This is a genomic window from Microbispora sp. NPDC049633 (genome assembly GCF_040675265.1).
Classification (GTDB): Bacteria; Actinomycetota; Actinomycetes; order Streptosporangiales; family Streptosporangiaceae; genus Microbispora; species Microbispora maris.
Genome location: NZ_JBFAOO010000001.1, coordinates 21,324 through 40,414 on the forward strand (window position 1 = coordinate 21,324; position 19,091 = coordinate 40,414).

The following is a 19,091-nucleotide window of genomic DNA, read 5'->3' on the forward strand; positions in this document are numbered from 1 at the left end:
GTCTCCGTCCATGCGGCGGCCGTCCCTCCGGCGGGGAAGGCGCTCAGGAGTGATCGATCTCCTCGATGACGCGGCCGCCCAGCTCACGCTGGATCAGCGCCATGCCGGACAGCTCGCTCACGTCGGCGTCGTCGTCGTTGAGCGGGTCCACGTCGTCGTCCGGGCGCGCGGTCCCGCCCGTACGGCCCGGCACCGTCTCCGGCCAGGCCTGCCGGGGGCCCGTCTGGGCGGCGGCCCTGGCCGCCGAGCGGGCCGCGGCCAGGCCGGGACTCGGCGCGGACCGCGAGGCAGGGGAAGGCGAGGCCGGGGAAGGCGCGTCGTAGTCGTCGGACGGCGCGTCCGGCCACGACTCGTCGGTCGCCGCCGGCGCCGCGGCCTTCCGCTCCGGGGCCGGGGCCGGCGTGGCGCCCGTGGGCGGCATGGCCGCCGGAGCCGGCGTGGGCAGCGCGGCCGGTGCGGAGGGTTGAGCCGGGGGAGCCGCGGGAGCCGGGGGAGGCGGTGCCGGCGTCTGGGGCGCCGGCGGGCCGGACGGCCCGCGCGGTGCGGGGCCGGCCGGGCCGGGACCCGAGCCGCCGACCACCACGTCGACGCGCCAGGTGCCGCCGAGCACGTCGCCGAGCGCGGCGGCCACCACCTCGTCGCGCTTGCCCTTGAGGAAGCCCTGCACGTCGCCCGGCTTCTCGAAGCCGACGGTCACGACGTTGCCCTCGACGCCGAGCAGCCTGCCCTGGGCGTTGAGGATCATCCAGGCCACCCGCTGGCGGTTCTTGATCGCTTCGAGCACCTGCGGCCAGGCCTGCTGCACCGGCCCTCCGCCCGCAGCGGGCGCCTGGGCCTGCGGCGCCTGCGAAGGCGGTGCGGCAGCCGACCCGGAGCCGGGCCGTACGGGGGTGGGCCAGTCGTCGGCGCTCCGGGCGGCCGCCTGAACCCGCGGTGCGGGAGCCGGGGCGGGAGCCGGGGCGGGGGCCGGAGCGGAAGCCGGAGCGGAAGCCGGAGCCGGGGCAGCGGCGGGGGCCGGGGGCGCCGCCGGTGCGGGTGCGGCGGTGTGGACACCGGCCGCGACGCCGCGCTCCAGCCGTTCGAGCCGTGTCAGCAGCGCCGCCTCGCCCTGGTCGGCCCCGGGCAGCAGCACGCGGGCGCACATCAGTTCCAGCAGCAGGCGGGGTGAGGTCGCGCCGCGCATCTCGGTCAGCCCGGCGTTGAACACCTCGGCCGCCCGGGTCAGCTCGGCGGGGCCCATGGACGCCGCCTGTGCCTGGAGGCGCTCCAGTTCGTCGTCCGGCCGGTCGAGCAGGCCGCTGCCCGCCGCTTCGGGGACGTTGGACAGGATCACCAGGTCGCGGAAGCGTTCGAGCAGGTCCGTGGCGAAGCGGCGGGGGTCGTGACCACCCTCGATCACCCGGTGCACGGCGTGGAAGACGGCCGCGCCGTCCCGCTTGGCGAACGCGTCGACGACCTCGTCGAGCAGGTCGCCGTCGGTGTAGCCGAGCAGGGACACCGCTCGCTGGTAGGTGATGCCGGAGTCGTCGGCGCCCGCGAGCAGCTGGTCGAGGATCGACAGCGTGTCCCGGGCCGAGCCCGCGCCCGCCCGTACGACCAGCGGTAACGCGGCCGGCTCGTACGGCACCGACTCGGATTCGAGGATCTCCTCCATGAGCCGCTTCAGAGTTGCGGGCGGCATCAGGCGGAAGGGGTAGTGGTGGGTGCGCGACTTGATCGTCCCGATGACCTTCTCGGGCTCGGTGGTCGCGAAGACGAACTTGAGGTGCGGCGGCGGCTCCTCCACCAGCTTCAGCAGCGCGTTGAAGCCCTCACGGGTGACCATGTGGGCCTCGTCGATGATGTAGATCTTGTAGCGCGCCGAGACGGGGGCGAAGAAGGCCCGCTCACGCAGGTCGCGGGCGTCGTCCACGCCGCCGTGGGACGCCGCGTCGATCTCGATCACATCGAGGTGGCCCGGCCCGGTGGGAGCCAGCGCGACGCAGGACTCGCACTCGCCGCAGGGGTCGGGCGTCGGGCCCTTCTCGCAGTTCAGGGAGCGGGCGAGGATGCGGGCGCTGGAGGTCTTGCCGCAGCCGCGCGGGCCGCTGAAGAGATAGGCGTGGTGGATCCGGCCGCTGCGCAACGCCTGGCGCAACGGATCGGTGACGTGCTCCTGCCCCTTGACCTCGGCGAACGTCCCGGGTCTGTACTTGCGGTACAGCGCAAGACTCATGCCGCCTCCTCGGGGGGTCGACCCGGCCGGCGTACCCGCTAACTGAAGAGACCCCTCGCACACCCGCCAGAGCCCGCTTATCCTTGCTGCCTTCCGGCCCTGGGGAGGTTCACAGGATGACGCCGCGCGAGGGGTCCTAGGACAGTCTAGCCACTCGACGGGTGTGCGCGGGCCGTGTCGCGACACGTCGAAACCACACGGGAAGTGAGCTAAGCTGTCCGACGGAGGATTCGCCTAGTTGGCCTAGGGCGCACGCTTGGAAAGCGTGTTGGGGGCAACCCCTCAGGAGTTCGAATCTCCTATCCTCCGCGCTTGGTTGAGCAGCAAGAACGCGAAAGGCCCGGTCCATCCAGCCGGGCCTTTCGTGTGTCCGGACCTCAGTCGTGTGTCACCAGGGCACGCGTCACCAGGGAATCGGGCCGTCGTCGTCGAAGAACCCGCCCGTCGGCCCGTCGTCGGGCAGGGTCGCGAGCCTGATCGCGATCGCCGCGCCCTGCTCGGGGGTACGGACGCCGCGGAAGCCGTTGAGGTCGGTCGCGCAGAAACCGGGGCAGGCGGCGTTGATCAGGATGTTCGTGTCGCGCAACTCCTTGGCGTACTGGACCGTGACGGCGTTGAGGAACGTCTTCGACGGCGCGTAGGCGACGGCGATCGGGCCCGTCTCGGCGCCGGGAGTGGTCTGCCGGGTGAGTGAGCCGACGGTGCTGGACATGTTCACGATCCGCGGTGACGCCGAGCGGCGCAGCAGCGGCAGCATCGCGTTGGTGACGCGGATGACGCCGATCACGTTGGTCTCCACGGCCGTCCGCACCTCGGCGAGGTCGGCCGTGGTGGGCATCTGTGCCGCGCCGCCGGTTATCCCCGCGTTGTTGACGAGCACGTCGAGACGTCCCGCGCGCTCCTCGATCAGTCCGGCGGCCGCGGCCACGCTCGCGTCGTCGGTCACGTCGAGCGGCACGCCGAACGCGTCGACACCGGCCGCGCGTAGCTTCTCCACCGCGGATTCCCGGCGCTCGTCGTCCCGGGCGCCGACGCCGACACTCCAGCCGAGGGCGCCGAGGCCAGCCGCGATCTCGTATCCGATCCCCTTGTTCGCGCCGGTGACCAGCGCGATCGTCTGTCCGCTCATGCGTCTCATCCTGTCCGCGACCAGGCCGGAACCTCCAACACCGATCGGGTGGCCGGCGATACCTCCCGGGTATCGATCGAGGCGGCCGGGAGATAACGTGGCGGCATGGAGACGCGAGAGCTGCGCTACTTCGTCGCCGTCGCCGAGGAGCTGCACTTCGGACGGGCCGCGCAGCGGCTGGGAATCGCGCAGCCGCCGCTGTCGCGGGCGATCAGTCAGCTCGAACGGCGGCTCGGGGTGGCGCTGCTGGAGCGCACCAGCCGCTCCGTCACGCTGACCGACGCCGGGTCGGTGCTGCTGACCGAGGGCCGGGCGGCTCTCGACGCGGTCGAGGCCGCCGAGCGCCGTGCCCGCCGCGCCGCACTCGCCGCTGCCGGCAGCCCCGGCCTGGTCCTCGTCACGAAGGCCGGAGCGGCCGGCGAGCTGCTGCCGAAGCTGCTCGACGCGTACGCCGCGGAGCCCGGCGCACTGGCCGTCGACGTGCTCCTGTGCGGCATCGGCGAGCAGGAGCGGCTGCTGCGCGACGGGCGGGCCGACGTGGCGCTGCTACACCGGCCGTTCGACTCGACGGCCGGGTTCGACGTGGAGGAGCTGTGCACGGAGGGGCAGGTCGTGGTCCTGCCGGCCGGGCATCCCCTCGCCGCCCGGGCACATCTGCGGATGGCCGACGTCACCGCGCTGCCCGGACTGCCGATGCCACGCTGGCCCAACCTCGACGGCACATACCCGGACGGTCCCGGTCCGCAGGTCCGGGACCACGCGCAGCTTCTCCAGCTGATCGCGCTCGGCCGGGCCACGGCGGTCCTGCCGGAATCGTGCCGGACTCATCTGCGCGGCGACCTCGCCGCCGTGCCGGTGCTGGACGCCCCGGCGGTGACGACGGTGATCGCCTGGCCGCCGCACAGCCGCTCCCGGGCCCTCGCCGGGCTGGTCCGGGCCGCCACCCGCCTCTAGCGTGGGCCGAATGGAGCAGATCGACTTCCCTCGCTGGATTCACGGCTCCGAGTCGGCCAAGCACAACACCGATCCGGACATCCAGGTGCACCGGTACGACGAGCACACCTTCGTCCTGCGCCAGAACAAGGCCATCAACTACGAGGCGCCCTTCATGTTCCTGCTGTTCGGGGGCGCCCGGGCCCTCCTGCTGGACACCGGCGCGACCGCGTCCGCCCGGTTCTTCCCGCTGCGCCGGACCGTGGACGCCATCGTGCGGGGCTGGCTGGAGGAGCACCCCCGCGAGGGATACGGGCTTCTCGTCGCCCACACCCACGGCCACGGCGACCACATCGCCGGTGACGCCCAGTTCTCCGGCCGTCCGGAGACGGTGATCGTGGATCCCGCGCCCGAACGCGTACGCGAGTTCTTCGGCCTCGGCGACGACCTGGACGTGCCCGTCCCCCTCGATCTCGGCGGCCGCGTCCTGGACGTGCTGTCGAGCCCCGGGCACCACAGGTCGGCGGTGACCTTCTACGACCGGTCCACCGGGCTGCTGCTGACGGGTGACACGGTCTACCGCGGCCGGCTGTACGTCGAGGACTGGCCGGCGTTCGAGCGGACCATCGACCGCCTGGTGAAGTTCGCCGCGGACCGGCCGGTCACCCACGTGCTCGGCTGCCACATCGAGATGACGAACGCGCCCGGCGTGGACTACCCGATCCGCACCACCTATCAGCCCGACGAGCCGCCGCTGCAGATGACGGCCGGCCACCTGCGGGAGATCCGCGACGCGGTGAAGGAGATCGGCGGGCGCCCCGGCGTGCACGTCTATCCCGATTTCATCGTCTACGCCGGCTGATCCGCGAAAGTTTCAGCTCCGGCGGCCCGTCGTCGCACGCCCCGTCAGGGCGGCGGGCGCCTGCGGTTGACCAGCGGTTCACGGCTGGGACACTCCGGTCCTGCGGCCCGGACAGGCCCGGCCGCCGGACCCTGGAGACACACCCATGACGATCTCCCGTAAGGCCGCGGCGCTCGCCGCCGCGTTCGCGCTCGTCCTGCCGGCTCCCGCGTCCGCGTCGGCACCGCCGAAGGTGCCGATCAAGGCACCGATCAAGGCACCGGGGACGCCGGTACGGACCGAGCCGCTGGCCGAGAGCCTGCGGCTGGCGGGGGCGGGGACGTCGCTGGCGATCTGGTACCGGTCCACCGGCCACGACGGGCGGCCCACGGTGGTGAGCGGCACGCTGGCGCTGCCGGCCGGACGCCCACCGGCGGGCGGGTGGCCGGTCGTGAGCTTCGGCCACGGGTTCGGCGGGATCGCCGACGCCTGCGCCCCCTCCCGTACGGGCCCGAGTCCCTGGGAGCGCGCCGTGCAGGAGACGCTGCTCGCGGCGGGATACGCCGTGGCGGTGAGCGACTACGAGGGGCTCGGCACACCCGGCGACAGCCCCGGCATCGACGGGCGGTCCGAGGCGTACGACCTCGTGGACATCGTCCGCGCCGCCCGCCGCGTCGCGCCCGTGAGCCGGAACTGGGCGTCCGTCGGCTATTCGATGGGCGGGCACGCGGCCCTGTTCGCGGGCGCCCTCGCCGCCGCGTACGCCCCCTCGCTGCGGCACATGGGCACGATCGCGATGGCCCCGATCACGCAGTGGGGAGTGCAGACGGCCGACCCGGCGTTCCGGGACCCGGCGAAGCCGATCAACCACACGATCCCCTACAACGGCCGCACGATGCCGCTGACGACCCCGGGCTTCCGGGCGGCGGACTGGTTCACCCCGAAGGGACTCGAACTCGTCGATCTCGCCGGGCGGGCCTGCATCGGCGAGATGATCGAGGCGGTCGCCGGCCTCACCAACGGCGACGTGCTCAAGGACCCGGCGGCGGCCACCGACGCGTTCGCCCGGGCGCTGGCCGACGACGAGATCCCGGTGGCGCGCTATCCACGGCCGGTGTACGTCGTCCACGGCACCGAGGACGTCATCCCGATCGCGCTCAGCCGGATGACGGCCGGGCAGCTGCGCGGGGCGGGCACCGACGTCACGTTCGTCCCGGTGGAGGGCGCCGACCACATCACGCTGCTGCCGGCGATCGCCACGCGGGTGCGCGAGTGGACCGACCGGCTCTTCCGCCGCCGCTAAATCCAGCTCCGCAGCAGCATGCGGCTCAGCCAGGCGTCGTACGGCACGGGCACGGCGGTGAACACGGGCGACAGCCACCAGAAGTTCACCAGCGCGAGCAGCGTGAACGCGCCCACCAGCGCCGCGCCCGTGGACCGCCGGGAGTTCGAGGCGCCCGGCGGCCCGAGGACGAGCCCGCACGCCAGCACGATCGCGAGGATCATGAACGGCACCGCCGGGAGCAGGTAGAACAGGTACATCGTGCGGTCGTCCGCCAGCGCGAAGTAGAACCACGGCAGCCAGCTCGCGGCGTAGGCGAGCAGGACGGCCCCCGCCCGCCAGTCGCGGGTCGCCGTGTACCGGACCACCATCGCGAGCAGCGCGAGCAGCGCGGCGTACCAGATCACCGGGGTGCCGGTCCCGAGGATCGCCTGGGAGCAGGACGCCGCGCCGCACGTGCGGGGCGACTGGTAGAAGAACAGTGTCGGCCGCAGCAGCAGCGGCCATCCCCAGGGATCCGACTGGTAGTCGTGGTGCGCGCTCAGCCCCTGGTGGAAGCCGAACACCTGGCTCTGGTAGTCCACGAACGAGCGCAGCGAGTCGAAGACGAAGTAGGCCCAGCCGTTCGAGGTGGCGCGGTCCCAGTTGCGGCCCCACCCGCCGGCCGAGGCGAACCATCCGGCGAACGACGCGACGTAGACGGCGAGCGGCACGGCCCCGAGCCAGGCGAGGCCCAGCGGCCAGTCGTGGCGGACCGCCTGCCGGTACGGCCGGCGCAGGCCGACGGCGCGTCTGGCCCCGCAGTCCCAGACGAGAGTCATGATCGCGAATGCCACGGCGAACAGCAGACCGGTCCACTTGGTCGCCGCCGCCGCGCCCAGGCACAGGCCGGCCGCCAGCCGCCAGGGCCGCGGGCCGAGCCGGGGGGCGGGCCCGGTCAGGGCGGAGGTGCGGTACCACTCCGTCAGGCGGGTGCGGGCCGCGTCCCGGTCGGCGACCAGGCAGGCGAAGCCCGCCAGCACCCAGAACGTGAGGAAGACGTCGAGCAGCGCCGAGCGCGACAGCACGAGGTGCAGGCCGTCCAGCGCCAGCAGCAGGCCGGCGAGGCAGCCGAGGAGGGTCGAGCGGGTCATCCGGCGGGCGGTCCGCGCCAGGACCAGCACGCTGAGCGTGCCCGCGAGCGCGGCCGCGCACCGCCACCCGAAGGGCGTCAGGCCGAACAGCCACTCCCCCGCGCCGATCAGCCACTTGCCAAGCGGGGGGTGGGCGACGTAGGCGCCGCATTCCTCGAACGTCCCGCACGTCTTGAAGACGTCCGTGCCGCCGCGCAGGATCGCCGGGTCGACGTCGTCGGCGAACTGCCGCTCGACGCCGAACCTGATCAGCGAGTAGGCGTCCTTGGCGTAGTAGGTCTCGTCGAAGACGAACGCGTGCGGGACTCCGAGCCGATCGAACCGGAGGAACCCCCCGAAAGCGGCCACAACCAGCGGGCCGAGCCACCCCCGCCCGCCCGGCATCGGCGGCACCAGCCGGGGGAAGGCGCTCCGAGGCACGCGGTGATCCTAACCCGGCGAATCATGATGATCGGGGCAAGACGGATCCGGCATGGCGCGACCGCTGGCATGATCACCCCTATCCGGGGCAGTAGGCCCGGCGAGAGACGGGAACCCTACCGGGAGCGTCGCAGATGGATTTCGATGACCGAGCGCAGCTCGACACCTCACAAGTCGAGGACGTCGGCGGTGGAGGCGGCTTTCGCGGCGGAGGTCTGGCCATCGGCGGCGGAGCCGCCGGCATCATCGCCCTCATCGTGGCACTGATCTTCGGCATCAACCCCGGCAACATCACGGGCGGCGGGGGCGAGCCCGCCGGCTTGCAGCCGACCAGCGATCTGAGCGAGCAGTGCAAGACCGGCGCCGACGCCGACCAGTCGGAGAAGTGCCGGGTCGTGGGCGTCGTCAACAGCATCCAGAAATACTGGGGCGAGCAGATCCAGGGGTACACCGGCGCGAAGACCACCCTGTTCTCCGGTGGGGTGCAGACCGGCTGCGGCGCGGCGGACTCCTCCGTCGGCCCCTTCTACTGCCCTCGCGATCAGCACGTCTACCTGGACCTGTCGTTCTTCGACGAGTTGCAGTCGCGGTTCGGGGCCAAGGGCGGCCCGTTCGCGCAGGCGTACGTGATCGCCCACGAGTACGGCCACCACGCGCAGGACCTGCTCGGCACGATGAACCGGGTCGGCCAGGACCAGGGCGCGGAGAGCGGCTCGGTGCGGCTCGAGCTGCAGGCCGACTGCTACGCGGGCGTGTGGGCCAAGAACGCGGTGGACACCGGCTTCTACGCCGAGCCGTTCTCCGACGCCGACATCAAGGAGGCGCTCAGCGCCGCCGCGGCGGTCGGCGACGACCACATCCAGGAGCAGGCCCAGGGCAGGGTCAACCCGGACGCGTTCACGCACGGCACCTCGGCCCAGCGGACCCAGTGGTTCACGAACGGCTACTCGTCGGGTGACCCGGCGCGCTGCGACACCTTCTCGGGAAGCATCTGAGCACCCCCGGAGGAGCCTCGGACACGAGTCTTTGCGTCGTCTTCTAAACTACGTACCGTGATCTTTAAGTTGGTCGGCGACGGACGGCCCTATCCCGAGCACGGACTGTCGTCCCGGGAGTGGGCGCAGATCCCGCCCAGGCAGGTCCGGCTCGACACGCTGATCACCACGAAGGCGGTGCTGGATCTGCACTCGTTGCTGGCCGCCGACTCGACCTTCTACGGCGACCTCTTCCCCCACGTGGTGCAGTGGCAGGGCGAGCTGTACCTGGAGGACGGCCTGCACCGGGCCCTGCGCGCCGCGCTGCACCAGCGTTCGGTGCTGCACGCCCGCGTGCTGGAGCTGCAGGGCTGACGCCGCAAGATCGGACTGTCTGACCGCCTCGGTACCCTTACGGTCGTTTCACGTGACCTGATCCCGACAGAAGGGAGCCGGGCGGTGCTCGACGACCCCGGACTCCACGCCCTCCGCGAGGCGGCTCGGCTGTCTCCCGACAACCTTCCCCTGCGGCGCCACCTCGCCGAGCAGCTTCTGGCCAAGGGCTACCTCGCCGAGGCCGAGGCCGAGTTCCGCGCCGCTCTCGTGCTGTCGCCCCAGGATCCGGACGTCGTCGCCGGTCTCGCGGAGGCGTTCGTACGGCAGAGCGCCCACGGCCCGGCGCTGTCGGTGCTGGAACCGCTCCTGGCGGATCCCGGCCACGCCCCGCGCCTCGGGGTCGTCGCCGCCCGGGCGCTGCTGGGCGAGGGCGACGTGGCCGGCGCGGCACGCCGGTACCACGACGCGGTCTCCCGCGACCCCTCGCTGTCCGACCCCGATCTGGCCGCCCGGCTCGCGCCGCAGCCCGTCCCGTCCCCTCCGCCGCAGTCCGCCCCGTCCGGCGCGCCGCACGCCGCCGGGGGCGCCGACGCGGAGGTCGAGCGCTCCCGCGTCAGCTTCGCCGACGTGGCCGGCATGGAGGCGGTCAAGGACGCGCTGCGGATGAAGCTCCTGCTCCCCGTCCAGCAGCCCGAGCTGTTCGCCGCGTTCGGCAAGCGGGCGGGCGGCGGCGTGCTGCTGTACGGCCCTCCGGGCGCGGGCAAGACCCACCTGGCCAGGGCGGCGGCGGGCGAGCTCGGCGCGGCGTTCATCGACGTCGGGCTGGCCGACATCCTGGACATGTACATCGGCTCCAGCGAGCGCAACCTGCGGGCCACGTTCGAGATGGCCCGCCGCAACCGGCCGTGCGTGCTCTTCTTCGACGAGGTCGACGCGCTCGCCGCTCGCCGGTCGGACATGCGGCAGGCGCACCATCGGCAGCTGGTCAACCAGTTCCTCGCCGAGCTCGACGGCGTGGACGAGCACGCCAACGAGGGCGTCCTGGTGCTGGCGGCCACCAACGCGCCCTGGTACATCGACGTGGCGTTCCGGCGTCCCGGGCGGTTCGACCAGCTGGTGTTCGTGCCTCCGCCCGACCCCGCGGCCCGCGCCGCCATCCTGCGCATCCTGTGCCGCGACAAACCGCTGGCCGAGATGGACTTCGACGCGGTGGCGAAGGTGACGGACGGGTTCGTGGGCGCGGACCTCAAGGGCGTGGTCGACCGGGCGGTGGAGACCAAGCTCCACCAGTCGATCGCCGCGGGCCGTCCCCTCCCGCTGACGACGCACGACCTGCTCGCGGTGGCCCGGGCGACGAGGCCGACGGCCGTGAAGGAGTGGCTCGGGACGGCGCGCAACTACGTCCTGCACGCCAACGACTCCGGCGCCTGGGACGAGCTGATGCCCTGGATCGACGGCAAGCGCGGCAACGCCAAGTGGTGACCACCGCGGCCTCGCTCGAGCGGGCGCGGACGCTGCTGGGGCTGAACCGCCCGGCCGAGGCCGAGCGGGAGCTGCGCGGCCTGCTCGCCCGGGAGCCGGAGAACGTCGACGGGCACGCTTTCCTCTCCGTGGCGTTGACCCGGCAGGGCAGGGCGGCGGAGGCGATCGGCGAGGCCGCGGAGGCCGTACGGCTCGCCCCGGACCACTGGTTCCCGCACTACGTGAGCGGGCACGCGTACCACCGGGCGGGGTATCCGCACGAGGCCGTCGCCGCCGCGCGGACCTGCCTGGCGCTCCACCCCGAGCACGCGCCCACGTGGGAACTGCTGGCCCGGGCGCACGTCAGTGCCGAGCAGTGGCCGCCGGCGGCCGACGCGGCGCGCCGCGGGCTGGCCGTCGAGCCCGAGAACGCCGACCTGGCCGCCCTGCTCGCGGTGGCCCTGACCCAGCACGGCGACGCCGCCGGAGCGAAGGAGGCCGCCGGGCGGGCTCTGGGACTCGATCCCGAGAGCGCCCTGGCCCACCTCGCGTACGGGCGCGCGCAGCTCGCCTTCGGCTCGCCCGGCGAGGCCGCCCACGCGTTCCGCGAGGTGCTCCGCCTGTCTCCGGGCTTCGACCAGGCCAGGGATCTCCTGGTGGCGGCGCTCAAGCGGCGCAACCCGGTCTACCGCCTGCTCGCGCGGCTGCGCGGCAGGTTCTCCGGCGGATGGCGGATGCTGTTCCTGCTGCCCGCCGTGCCTCCGGTCATCGCCCTGTTCGTCCTCATCGCGCTCCTGCACTGGGCGGCCTGGGTCGCCGAAGCGGTCACCACCCTGCGCCTGGCGCGCGCCAGGGCCACCCGGCTGCTCTTGGACGGCGCGCAGGCGCGCACGGCCCTCGTGTGCTGCTGCCTGCCGGCCGCCGGAGCCGCGCTGCTCGTCACGGGTGTGGCGACCGCCCAGGAGGCGGTGGGAGTGGCAGGCGCGGCGGTCATGGCGCTGGTCACCCCCGTTCAGGAGGCGGCGCACACGAGCGCGCCCCGCGCCCGCGCCGTCCTGTACGGCTACGCGATCCTCCTGGGACTGGCCGCCGCCCTGGCGGCGCTCCTGTCCTCCGCCACCGCCGCGCTGCTCGCCGCCTACGCCGGGCTGGCCGGGATCTGGGTGGCCGCGGGCGTACGACGACTGGCCCGGCCGCGGGCCCCTGAGCTTGACGGGCCCTGAACGCGGAAGAGCCGCCGGCCCCTGGTCGGGATCGGCGGCTCTTCCGTCGAGCGGTGGAGGTGGGATTTGAACCCACGGTAGGTTGCCCTACACACGCTTTCGAGGCGTGCGCCCTCGGCCACTAGGCGACTCCACCGCGCAGCAGCTTACCGGACGAACACCACTGCGCGCGCATCCGTTTCCGTCCGCCCGCCCGGTCAGGCGCGGCGGCCCGAGAAGAAGTCGCTCAGCACGGCCGCGCACTCGCCGGCCAGCACGCCCATGACCACCTCGGGCCGGTGGTTGAGCCTGCGGTCCCGCAGGACGTCCCACAGCGATCCCGCGGCCCCGGCCTTCTCGTCCACCGCGCCGTACACCACTCGGTCCACCCGGGCGAGGACCGCGGCGCCGGCGCACATCGTGCAGGGTTCGAGCGTCACGACGAGGGTGCAGCCCGTCAGCCGCCAGTCGCCGGTCGCGGCGGCCGCCGCGCGCAGGGCGAGCACCTCGGCGTGGGCCGTGGGGTCGGCGCTCGCCTCACGGTCGTTGCCCGCCGCCGCCAGCACCTCCTGCGGCACCACCGAGCCGGGCCGCGGCGGGCCGAGCACCACGGCGCCCACCGGCACCTCGCCGCGCCCGCCCGCCCGCACGGCCTCCGCCAACGCCAGCCGCATGGCGGCCTCGTACGCCTCCGGCCGCGGCGAGCCGGTCACCGCAGGCGGTCGAGCTCGTCGGCGAAGCCGAGCCGTTCGGCGATGAGGGAGAGGATGTCGGCGGGCAGCACGCCCTCCTCCATGCTGAGCTCCACGAGCTCCTCCGCGCTCAGCGAGAAGTCGCCGAGCAGCTCGATGTCGCCCACCGGGCGGATGCCGAGGTCGGGCGCGTCCTTGTCCACGACGGCGCCGGCGAGCTCGGCGAAGATCTCCCCGAGCGGGTCGTTCTGCACGGCGTGCGCGTCGGAGATGAACACGCGAGGGTCGAGGTCGTCCTCATAACGGACGATCGCGAACCACTCGTCCTCGACCTCGACGCAGAGCAGGGCGAGCTCGTCGCCGCTCAGCCCGAGCGCCTCCTGCAGGGCGTCGCTCAGGTCGTCGGCGATCTCGGCCTCGCCGAGATCGACCTCGGCGCCGGTCCAGCGGCCGTCGATGCGGGCGAAGCCGGCGGAGAAGAGGTTGGATCTGGAGGGCATTGCCGTCTCCCCAGGTCAGCCGATGGCGGCGTCGACGGCGCGTTCGAACGGCTGGGAGAAGCCCAGCCGCGCGGCGATGCTGGACAGGACCTCGTCGGGCAGCAGGTCGAGGTCGCCGGACAGCGCGCCCAGTTCCATCTCGTCGAGCCCGAGGTCGGCGAAGATGGACAGGTCCCCGGCGGGCAGCACGCTGTCGAGCTCCTCCTCCTCGGGCACGGGCACGTCGAGGTACTCGAGGACCTGCTGCGCCAGCGGCCACTCCCAGGCGGCCGTGAGGTCCGAGAGGAAGACGTCCACCTGCTCGCCGAAGACCCGTAACGCCACGAAGAAGTCATCCCCTACGGCGACCATGCCAATCGTGGTGCCCATGCTGGGGGTCTGGCGGAGGGCGTGAATGAGGCCGTCCAGGTCGGAGGTCAGCGCCACCGGGAGCATTTCCGCCTCCCAGCGGTCCTCCTCGCGATAGACGACGATGGCGAAGTCAAGAGTGTCCACGTCTGTCATCGTCTTCCCCACCGCGCGCTCTTCACGCAGGCAATCGTCGCAGAATCGGAGTCCCACCGTACGGCGCTCACTCCAAATCGTGATCAAAGACTCAGGCGGCGTCGAGGGTCCGCCCAGGAGAGGGTAACTTTTGTCCCCATGGAGACCCTCGTCGTCGACCACCCGCTCGTCGCCCACAAGCTCACCACCCTCCGCGACGTGCGGACCGACTCGCCGACGTTCCGCCGCCTGGCCGACGAGCTGGTCACCCTGCTCGCCTACGAGGCCACCAGGGACGTGCGGGTCACCGACGTCACGGTCGACACGCCTCTCGCCCCCGCCAGCGGCGTACGGCTGGCGCGGCCCGCGCCGCTCGTGGTCCCGATCCTGCGCGCCGGGCTGGGGATGCTCGACGGGATGACCCGGCTCCTGCCGACCGCCGAGGTGGGTTTCCTCGGGATGATCCGCGACGAGTCCACGCTGCAGGCCCAGACGTACGCGACCCGGCTGCCGGAGGACCTGTCCGGCCGGCAGTGCTACGTGCTCGACCCGATGCTGGCGACGGGCGGCACCCTCGCCGCGGCGGTCAACTTCCTGTTCGACCGCGGGGCCCGGGACGTCACCGCGATCTGCCTGCTGGCCGCCCCCGAGGGCGTCGCCTACCTCGACGAGGCGTTCCGCGGCGGCGACCGGCCGATCCGGGTGGTGACGGCCGCCCTCGACGAGCGGCTGAACGAGAACGGCTACATCGTGCCCGGGCTCGGCGACGCCGGCGACCGCCTGTACGGCGTCGTCTGAATTCCCCGCGGCCCGCATTCCCCGCTCTGATTTCCCCGCGGTTTGATTTCCCTTTCCTCTCCGCGTGGTCCGTCCCCTCTCACCCTGGTTACACTCCGCGCCCGGTAGGGTACACAGTGTGATGACGACGTCACCTCGCGCTCTCGCGAGCGGCGCGCCACCAGGGAGAGCGATGATCCAGCATCCGGCCGGCGAGCACTACGAACAGCTCGAGGCCCTGCTCAGGGACGAGTTCGCGGGGGTTCATCCTCCTGCGACGGTGACCCGGTGCGTTCAGGCCGCCCACCACGGCGCCATCGAGGTCACCGGACACGCGCATCCCGCACTGGTCGAGCGCATCGCCCGCAAGCACCTGCGGGTCCTCGCGACCGCCGCTGCGGAGCGGGGATGACGCCGTCAGTCTCTCAACCCGTTCGCGGTTAGCCGCTTTACCAAACGGGGTGTCTGGGTAATGTATTGGTCATGGGAGTGGTGACGGCGGTGCAGGCGAAGAAAGTCATCAAGTGGACGCTCATCGTGTCGGCAGGGTTCTACCTGCTCACGAGACCGACTGACGCGGCCCAAACGGTCCACGGAGCCTTCAACGGAATCGTCAGCGCGGCCGACTCGATGGCGCAGTTCTTCGCCACCCTGACATGAGACTTGTGACCCACGGGGACTCCGCCCCGTCGTCGGTCAACCGTTACCTCCTCCCCCACGAACACCAAGTCATCATGGTGCGGCGCCACCCCGCCGTGCTCCTGCGCCCGGTCGCCGAGATCTTCGGTGGGCTCATCCTCGCCGGAGTCCTCAGCAAGTTCCTGAGCGACAACGGGGCGAGCCAGGCCCTCGCCCTCGTCTGGTGGGCCTGGCTCCTCCTGCTGGTCCGTTTCGTATGGAAGGTCGCGGAGTGGTCGGTCGACTACTTCGTCGTCACCTCCCAGCGCATGCTTCTCACCACCGGCCTCATCACGCGCAAGGTCGCGATGATGCCCCTGAGCAAGGTCACCGACATGAGCTTCCAGCGCTCGCTCCTCGGCCGCATGCTCGGCTACGGCGAGTTCGTGATGGAGTCGGCCGGCCAGGATCAGGCCCTGCGCACCGTCCCCCACATCCCCTATCCCGAGACCTTGTACCTCGAGGTCTGTCAGATGATCTTCCCCAGCAAGGACGGGGACGACGACTGACGGCGGGCCGCCCGTCCGGTATCTCGTCACCGTGATCGAACCTTCACCGTCGTGATTCTTGACGGAGGGTTACACGATTCGGTCGCTTCGTGCCATTATGGCGACACTATTGACCCTTCCCCCGCCCTGTGAGATCAGATGCCGAGTCAGGGAACCATCGGTGACCGCGTCCGCGGATTGCGGTTGAGCAGGCGCATGTCGCAGGCCCAGTTGGCCGGACCCGACCTATCCGACAGTTACGTCTCACTCATCGAGTCCGGAAAGCGGACGCCAACGCCGGTCGTCGCCCGGCTGCTTGCCGAGCGGCTCGGTTGCACCACCGAGTTCCTGCTCCACGGGATAGAACCCAGGCAGCGCATCGACACCGAGCTCGGCCTCCGACATGCCGAGCTCGAGCTTTATCACGGCGATCCCGCCGTGGCGACCGACCGCTTCGGCGAGATCGTCAAGGCGGCGGGTGAGGACAACGCGATGCTCGCCGCCCACGCGCGGCTCGGTGTGGCGCGGGCGCTGGAGGCGCAGGGCCGCGTCGGCCGGGCCGTCGAGGCGTACGAGCGGCTGCGCCGCGAGGCCTCCGCGCACCCCGAGCGCCTCGCCGACCTGCCCCTGACCATCGCGTTGTGCCGTTGCTACCAGCGGGCCGGCGACCGGCTTCGGGCGCGGGACCTCGGCGCGCACGCGCTCGGCCAGGTGGACCGGCTCGGCGTGATCGAGGGCGAGCTGGCCGTGGAGCTGGCGCTGGCGCTCGTTGAGGCCGAGACCGGCCTGCCGTACGTCGAGCGGGTGCTGTCGACGTCGGGCCCGGAGCGCGCCGGCGACCGCAGCACGGAGATCCTCGCGCTGTGGCAGGCCAGCGTGACGGCGGCCGAAGGCGAGGACTCGGCGCTGGCCGTGCAGCTCGCCGAGGACGCCCTCGCCGCCGGTCGCCCGGCCCGGATCGCCGTCCGCCGCGCCCGCATCGCGATGCACTGGGCTCGCCTCACCGCGACGCATCCCGAAGGCGCGGATTTGGACCGAGCCAACGCGCTCGCCCGCTCCGCGGCCGAGGTCTTCGCGGAGTTCCCGGCAGAGCGGCAGGAGCACGCTCGGAGCCTTGTGGTGCTGAGTTCCGTACGGTTCCGGATCGGAGACACGGAATCCGCAGCCGAACTCGCCGATCGGGCACTGCATCTGTTGGACGGCGCCAAGGGGACCACCTCGGCCACCGCGAACATGGTTCTGGCCGAGATCGCGTTGGCACGGTCCGAAGATGCGGCCCCCCTGTTGGACCGGGCACACGACCTGCTGGACGGCGTGACGCCCGACCGGGAGACCGCCCGGGCCTGGCGCATGCTCGGCGACCTCTGGGGCCAGGCCGGTGCCCTCGACCGGCAGTCAGGGGCATATCGTAGAGCCCTGGAAGCGGTCGGGATCCGGGTGAACATACCGGGCGCCATGACCACGACGGTGCTCGCTCGATAGCCTCCCGGGGCCTCCGGACTTGTTCTGGAGGCTCTGGAATAATAAGGGTCTACCACTCATTCCATCATCGGATGATTGGCAACCCAGAGGAGGCTGACGTGAGCCTGCGGACGGCGCAGCGGGCGTCTCTCGTGGACCAGGTGATCGACCAGCTCAAGGAGCAGATCACCTCCGGCTCCTGGCAGATGCATGCCAAGATTCCCACCGAGACGGTGCTCGCCGAGCACCTCGGAGTCGGCAGGAACACGGTTCGTGAGGCGGTCCGCGCGTTGACCCACGCCGGGCTGCTCGAGTGCCGCCAGGGCGACGGGACCTACGTGCGGGCCACCAGCGAGCTGTCCGGCGCGATGGCCAGGCGGCTGCGGGCGGCCGAGCAGCTGGAGATCCTCGAGGTCCGCCGGGCCCTGGAGGTCGAGGCGGCCCGGCTCGCGGCGACGCGGCGGACCGACGGCGATGTCGCGTCGATCGAGGCCGCGCTGGCCGCGCGGGAGAAGGCGTGGGCGGACGGCGACCCCGAGGCGTTCGTCGAGTCCGACCTCGCCTTCCACGTGGCGGTCGTGGAGGCCACGCACAACAGGGTGCTGATCGACCTGTATGTCGACTTCTCGGCGGCGCTGCGAGCGAGCATCGCGGCGGCCGGCGGCTCCTTGGAGCAGAACTACATCCCCCACGACGCGATCGTGCGCGCGATCGTCGCCGGCGACGCCACCGCGGCCGAGCGGGCCGGTCACGCGTGCATGGAGCACATCCTCATCGCCCTCACCGACTCCGCCACCCTCTCCTCCTGAGCGTCGCCTGCCAACCCCCGTCTCCCTCCTGACTCCCCGCCCGGCGGGTCCGTTCCCCACGGCGCCCGCGGGGCCCGAGCAGGCGAGCCCCGATCAGGCGGGCCTCGTCAGGTGAGCAGGGTCAGGTGAGCAGGGTCAGCCGAGCCGCAGCGACATGACGAGGTAGCGGAACCCGGGGTCCTCACCGTCGTCGGTGATCAGCGCGGGACGGGTCGGGGATTCCATGTGGATCCGCGCCCGCTCGGTCCCGACGCCTTCAAGCCCGTCGAGCAGGAAGTGAGGCTGGAAGGCGATCTCGATGTCCGGCCCCTCGAGCTCGGCGTCCACGATCTCCGAGCCCCTGCCGATGTCGCCGCCCCCGGCCCTGATCTGCACCTGCCCCTGCGAGAACGACAGCCGGACCGCGGTGTTGCGCTCGGCGACCAGCACGACCCGCTTGACGGCCTCCACGAACGGCGCCACCGCCACGTCGGCGTGGATGCCCCACTCGCCGGTCAGCCGCGACCGGTAGTCGATGAACTGGTCGTCGAGCAGGCGCACAGTGGTCGTGCGGCCCTGGCTCTCGAAGCCGGCCACGTTGTCGCCGAGCCCTATCGCCACCTCGCCCCCGCGCAGCGACCGGGCCACCTCGACCAGGACCCGCGCCGGCACGACCACGCCGTGCCGCACGTCCTCCTGCTCGGGGTGCCACAGGAACTCGCTCGCGGCGATGCGGTAGCGGTCGGTGGCGGCCATCGCGACCCGCACGCCCTCGATGTCCACGCGGACGCCCGTCAGCATGGGCAGCGTGTCGTCGCGGCTGGCGGCGGCCGCGACCTGGCGGATCGCGTCGGCGAACACGCCGCCGCCCACGGCGCCGACCTTCGGCGGCATCGGCGGCATCGCGGGGAAGTCCTCGTCGGGCATGGTGAGCAGGTTGAACTCCACGCTGCCGCAGGCGAGCACCGCCTCGGACCCGCTCGTGGCGATCTCGACGGGCCGCGCGGGCAGGCTCCGGGTGATCTCGGCGAGGACCTTGCCGGGGATCAGCACCCGCCCCGGCTCGGCGACGTCGGCCTCGACGTCGGCACGGGCCGACACGTCGTAGTCGAAGGCGGACACCCGCAGGTCGTCTCCCGCCTCCAGGAGCAGGCCCGCGAGAACGGGAACCGCGGGCCGGCCGGGCAGCACCCTGGCCGCCCACGCCACCGCGTCGGCCAGAACGTCGCGGTTCACCTGGAATTTCATGCCGACCTCCTGCCTGCGCCACGACTCGCTCTCCAAAGTAGCGGGCCGCA

Annotated in this window: 20 protein-coding genes, 2 tRNA genes and 1 other RNA gene; 14 read left to right on the forward strand and 9 right to left on the reverse strand. The window is 72.3% G+C overall.

The annotated features are described in order from the left end of the window. Window positions 1–43: 43 nt before the first annotated feature. Together AB0J39_RS00110 and ffs are read right to left on the reverse strand one after the other, a co-directional pair. A complete protein-coding gene (locus AB0J39_RS00110) occupies window positions 44–2,215 on the reverse strand; it encodes a DNA polymerase III subunit gamma and tau (protein ID WP_363460106.1) in 2,172 nt (723 codons plus the stop codon). Window positions 2,216–2,258: 43 nt separating this feature from the next. Then, window positions 2,259–2,354: signal recognition particle sRNA small type (ffs, locus tag AB0J39_RS00115), an RNA gene on the reverse strand. Window positions 2,355–2,438: 84 nt separating this feature from the next. Here ffs and AB0J39_RS00120 point away from each other — a divergent pair. Beyond that, window positions 2,439–2,524, forward strand: a tRNA-Ser gene (locus AB0J39_RS00120). Window positions 2,525–2,618: 94 nt separating this feature from the next. Here AB0J39_RS00120 and AB0J39_RS00125 read toward each other — a convergent pair. Then, window positions 2,619–3,344 (reverse strand): SDR family oxidoreductase, encoded by a 726-nt coding sequence (locus AB0J39_RS00125; protein ID WP_363460108.1) that lies wholly within the window; start codon window positions 3,342–3,344, stop codon window positions 2,619–2,621. Window positions 3,345–3,449: 105 nt separating this feature from the next. On the opposite strand from AB0J39_RS00125, the gene AB0J39_RS00130 reads away from it, so the two are divergent. From AB0J39_RS00130 to AB0J39_RS00140, 3 genes are all read left to right on the forward strand, one after another. Then, a complete protein-coding gene (locus tag AB0J39_RS00130; protein ID WP_363460110.1) occupies window positions 3,450–4,298 on the forward strand; it encodes a LysR family transcriptional regulator in 849 nt (282 codons plus the stop codon). Between the two features lie 10 nt (window positions 4,299–4,308). Continuing rightward, window positions 4,309–5,139 carry an MBL fold metallo-hydrolase gene (locus tag AB0J39_RS00135; RefSeq protein WP_363460112.1) on the forward strand — a complete coding sequence of 277 codons (831 nt, stop codon included), beginning with the start codon at window positions 4,309–4,311 and terminating at the stop codon, window positions 5,137–5,139. A 145-nt stretch (window positions 5,140–5,284) separates the two neighbouring features. Beyond that, entirely contained in the window at window positions 5,285–6,421 is a 1,137-nt protein-coding gene (locus AB0J39_RS00140; RefSeq protein WP_363460114.1) for a lipase family protein, read from the forward strand. On the opposite strand, the gene AB0J39_RS00145 is transcribed toward AB0J39_RS00140, so the two are convergent. Then, a complete protein-coding gene (locus tag AB0J39_RS00145) occupies window positions 6,418–7,953 on the reverse strand; it encodes a phospholipid carrier-dependent glycosyltransferase (RefSeq protein ID WP_363460116.1) in 1,536 nt (511 codons plus the stop codon). The genes AB0J39_RS00140 and AB0J39_RS00145 overlap by 4 nt on opposite strands. 134 nt (window positions 7,954–8,087) lie before the next feature. Here AB0J39_RS00145 and AB0J39_RS00150 point away from each other — a divergent pair, with 134 nt between their 5' ends. The 4 genes from AB0J39_RS00150 (at window position 8,088) to AB0J39_RS00165 (ending at window position 11,947) form a co-directional block, all read left to right on the forward strand. Then, window positions 8,088–8,948 carry a neutral zinc metallopeptidase gene (locus AB0J39_RS00150; RefSeq protein ID WP_363460118.1) on the forward strand — a complete coding sequence of 287 codons (861 nt, stop codon included), beginning with the start codon at window positions 8,088–8,090 and terminating at the stop codon, window positions 8,946–8,948. 57 nt (window positions 8,949–9,005) lie between these two features. Beyond that, window positions 9,006–9,302 carry a type II toxin-antitoxin system VapB family antitoxin gene (locus tag AB0J39_RS00155; RefSeq protein WP_363460120.1) on the forward strand — a complete coding sequence of 99 codons (297 nt, stop codon included), beginning with the start codon at window positions 9,006–9,008 and terminating at the stop codon, window positions 9,300–9,302. Between the two features lie 84 nt (window positions 9,303–9,386). Beyond that, window positions 9,387–10,745: an AAA family ATPase gene (locus AB0J39_RS00160; RefSeq protein ID WP_363460122.1), complete on the forward strand. Its 1,359-nt coding sequence runs from the start codon at window positions 9,387–9,389 to the stop codon at window positions 10,743–10,745. After that, entirely contained in the window at window positions 10,742–11,947 is a 1,206-nt protein-coding gene (locus AB0J39_RS00165) for a tetratricopeptide repeat protein (RefSeq protein ID WP_363460124.1), read from the forward strand. Before AB0J39_RS00160 ends, AB0J39_RS00165 begins: the two co-directional genes overlap by 4 nt. A gap of 51 nt (window positions 11,948–11,998) precedes the next feature. Here AB0J39_RS00165 and AB0J39_RS00170 read toward each other — a convergent pair. From AB0J39_RS00170 to AB0J39_RS00185, 4 genes are all read right to left on the reverse strand, one after another. Further along, window positions 11,999–12,083: transfer RNA gene (locus AB0J39_RS00170), tRNA-Ser, on the reverse strand. A gap of 61 nt (window positions 12,084–12,144) precedes the next feature. Continuing rightward, the gene (gene tadA / locus AB0J39_RS00175) at window positions 12,145–12,639 is read right to left on the reverse strand and encodes a tRNA adenosine(34) deaminase TadA (protein ID WP_363460126.1); all 495 of its coding nucleotides are present in this window, start codon (window positions 12,637–12,639) and stop codon (window positions 12,145–12,147) included. Then, entirely contained in the window at window positions 12,636–13,118 is a 483-nt protein-coding gene (locus AB0J39_RS00180) for a tRNA adenosine deaminase-associated protein (RefSeq protein WP_363460128.1), read from the reverse strand. Before AB0J39_RS00180 ends, tadA begins: the two co-directional genes overlap by 4 nt. A gap of 15 nt (window positions 13,119–13,133) precedes the next feature. Then, window positions 13,134–13,622 (reverse strand): tRNA adenosine deaminase-associated protein, encoded by a 489-nt coding sequence (locus tag AB0J39_RS00185; protein WP_169983642.1) that lies wholly within the window; start codon window positions 13,620–13,622, stop codon window positions 13,134–13,136. A gap of 138 nt (window positions 13,623–13,760) precedes the next feature. On the opposite strand from AB0J39_RS00185, the gene upp reads away from it, so the two are divergent. The 6 genes from upp to AB0J39_RS00215 all read left to right on the forward strand — a co-directional run bounded on the left by upp (window position 13,761) and on the right by AB0J39_RS00215 (window position 17,814). Then, window positions 13,761–14,399: a uracil phosphoribosyltransferase gene (gene upp / locus AB0J39_RS00190; RefSeq protein ID WP_363460130.1), complete on the forward strand. Its 639-nt coding sequence runs from the start codon at window positions 13,761–13,763 to the stop codon at window positions 14,397–14,399. Between the two features lie 172 nt (window positions 14,400–14,571). After that, entirely contained in the window at window positions 14,572–14,790 is a 219-nt protein-coding gene (locus AB0J39_RS00195) for a hypothetical protein (RefSeq protein ID WP_079314255.1), read from the forward strand. A gap of 71 nt (window positions 14,791–14,861) precedes the next feature. After that, window positions 14,862–15,038, forward strand: coding sequence for a hypothetical protein (locus tag AB0J39_RS00200; RefSeq protein WP_169983590.1), 177 nt, complete (start codon window positions 14,862–14,864; stop codon window positions 15,036–15,038). Next, window positions 15,035–15,565, forward strand: a complete 531-nt coding sequence (locus AB0J39_RS00205; RefSeq protein WP_079314254.1) for a PH domain-containing protein — start codon at window positions 15,035–15,037, stop codon at window positions 15,563–15,565. The genes AB0J39_RS00200 and AB0J39_RS00205 overlap by 4 nt, the downstream gene beginning before the upstream one ends. 195 nt (window positions 15,566–15,760) lie before the next feature. Further along, a complete protein-coding gene (locus AB0J39_RS00210) occupies window positions 15,761–17,026 on the forward strand; it encodes a helix-turn-helix transcriptional regulator (RefSeq protein WP_363460328.1) in 1,266 nt (421 codons plus the stop codon). Window positions 17,027–17,124: 98 nt separating this feature from the next. After that, window positions 17,125–17,814 carry a FadR/GntR family transcriptional regulator gene (locus tag AB0J39_RS00215; RefSeq protein ID WP_363460133.1) on the forward strand — a complete coding sequence of 230 codons (690 nt, stop codon included), beginning with the start codon at window positions 17,125–17,127 and terminating at the stop codon, window positions 17,812–17,814. Window positions 17,815–17,949: 135 nt separating this feature from the next. Here the strand turns inward: AB0J39_RS00215 and dnaN are convergent, their stop codons facing one another. Then, window positions 17,950–19,041, reverse strand: coding sequence for a DNA polymerase III subunit beta (gene dnaN, locus AB0J39_RS00220; protein ID WP_363460135.1), 1,092 nt, complete (start codon window positions 19,039–19,041; stop codon window positions 17,950–17,952). Between the last annotated feature and the right edge of the window lie 50 nt (window positions 19,042–19,091).

Excerpts from the sequence above, each read along its gene's own strand:
- AB0J39_RS00200 (WP_169983590.1), top strand. The coding sequence starts at position 14,862 with ATGGGAGTGGTGACGGCGGTGCAGGCGAAGAAAGTCATCAAGTGGACG.
- AB0J39_RS00195 (WP_079314255.1), top strand. The coding sequence starts at position 14,572 with ATGATCCAGCATCCGGCCGGCGAGCACTACGAACAGCTCGAGGCCCTG.
- AB0J39_RS00130 (WP_363460110.1), top strand. The coding sequence starts at position 3,450 with ATGGAGACGCGAGAGCTGCGCTACTTCGTCGCCGTCGCCGAGGAGCTG.
- AB0J39_RS00140 (WP_363460114.1), top strand. The coding sequence starts at position 5,285 with ATGACGATCTCCCGTAAGGCCGCGGCGCTCGCCGCCGCGTTCGCGCTC.
- AB0J39_RS00110 (WP_363460106.1), bottom strand. The coding sequence starts at position 2,215 with ATGAGTCTTGCGCTGTACCGCAAGTACAGACCCGGGACGTTCGCCGAG.
- AB0J39_RS00150 (WP_363460118.1), top strand. The coding sequence starts at position 8,088 with ATGGATTTCGATGACCGAGCGCAGCTCGACACCTCACAAGTCGAGGAC.
- dnaN (WP_363460135.1), bottom strand. The coding sequence starts at position 19,041 with ATGAAATTCCAGGTGAACCGCGACGTTCTGGCCGACGCGGTGGCGTGG.
- AB0J39_RS00185 (WP_169983642.1), bottom strand. The coding sequence starts at position 13,622 with ATGACAGACGTGGACACTCTTGACTTCGCCATCGTCGTCTATCGCGAG.
- AB0J39_RS00205 (WP_079314254.1), top strand. The coding sequence starts at position 15,035 with ATGAGACTTGTGACCCACGGGGACTCCGCCCCGTCGTCGGTCAACCGT.
- AB0J39_RS00180 (WP_363460128.1), bottom strand. The coding sequence starts at position 13,118 with ATGCCCTCCAGATCCAACCTCTTCTCCGCCGGCTTCGCCCGCATCGAC.
- AB0J39_RS00135 (WP_363460112.1), top strand. The coding sequence starts at position 4,309 with ATGGAGCAGATCGACTTCCCTCGCTGGATTCACGGCTCCGAGTCGGCC.
- AB0J39_RS00210 (WP_363460328.1), top strand. The coding sequence starts at position 15,761 with ATGTCGCAGGCCCAGTTGGCCGGACCCGACCTATCCGACAGTTACGTC.
- upp (WP_363460130.1), top strand. The coding sequence starts at position 13,761 with ATGGAGACCCTCGTCGTCGACCACCCGCTCGTCGCCCACAAGCTCACC.
- AB0J39_RS00125 (WP_363460108.1), bottom strand. The coding sequence starts at position 3,344 with ATGAGCGGACAGACGATCGCGCTGGTCACCGGCGCGAACAAGGGGATC.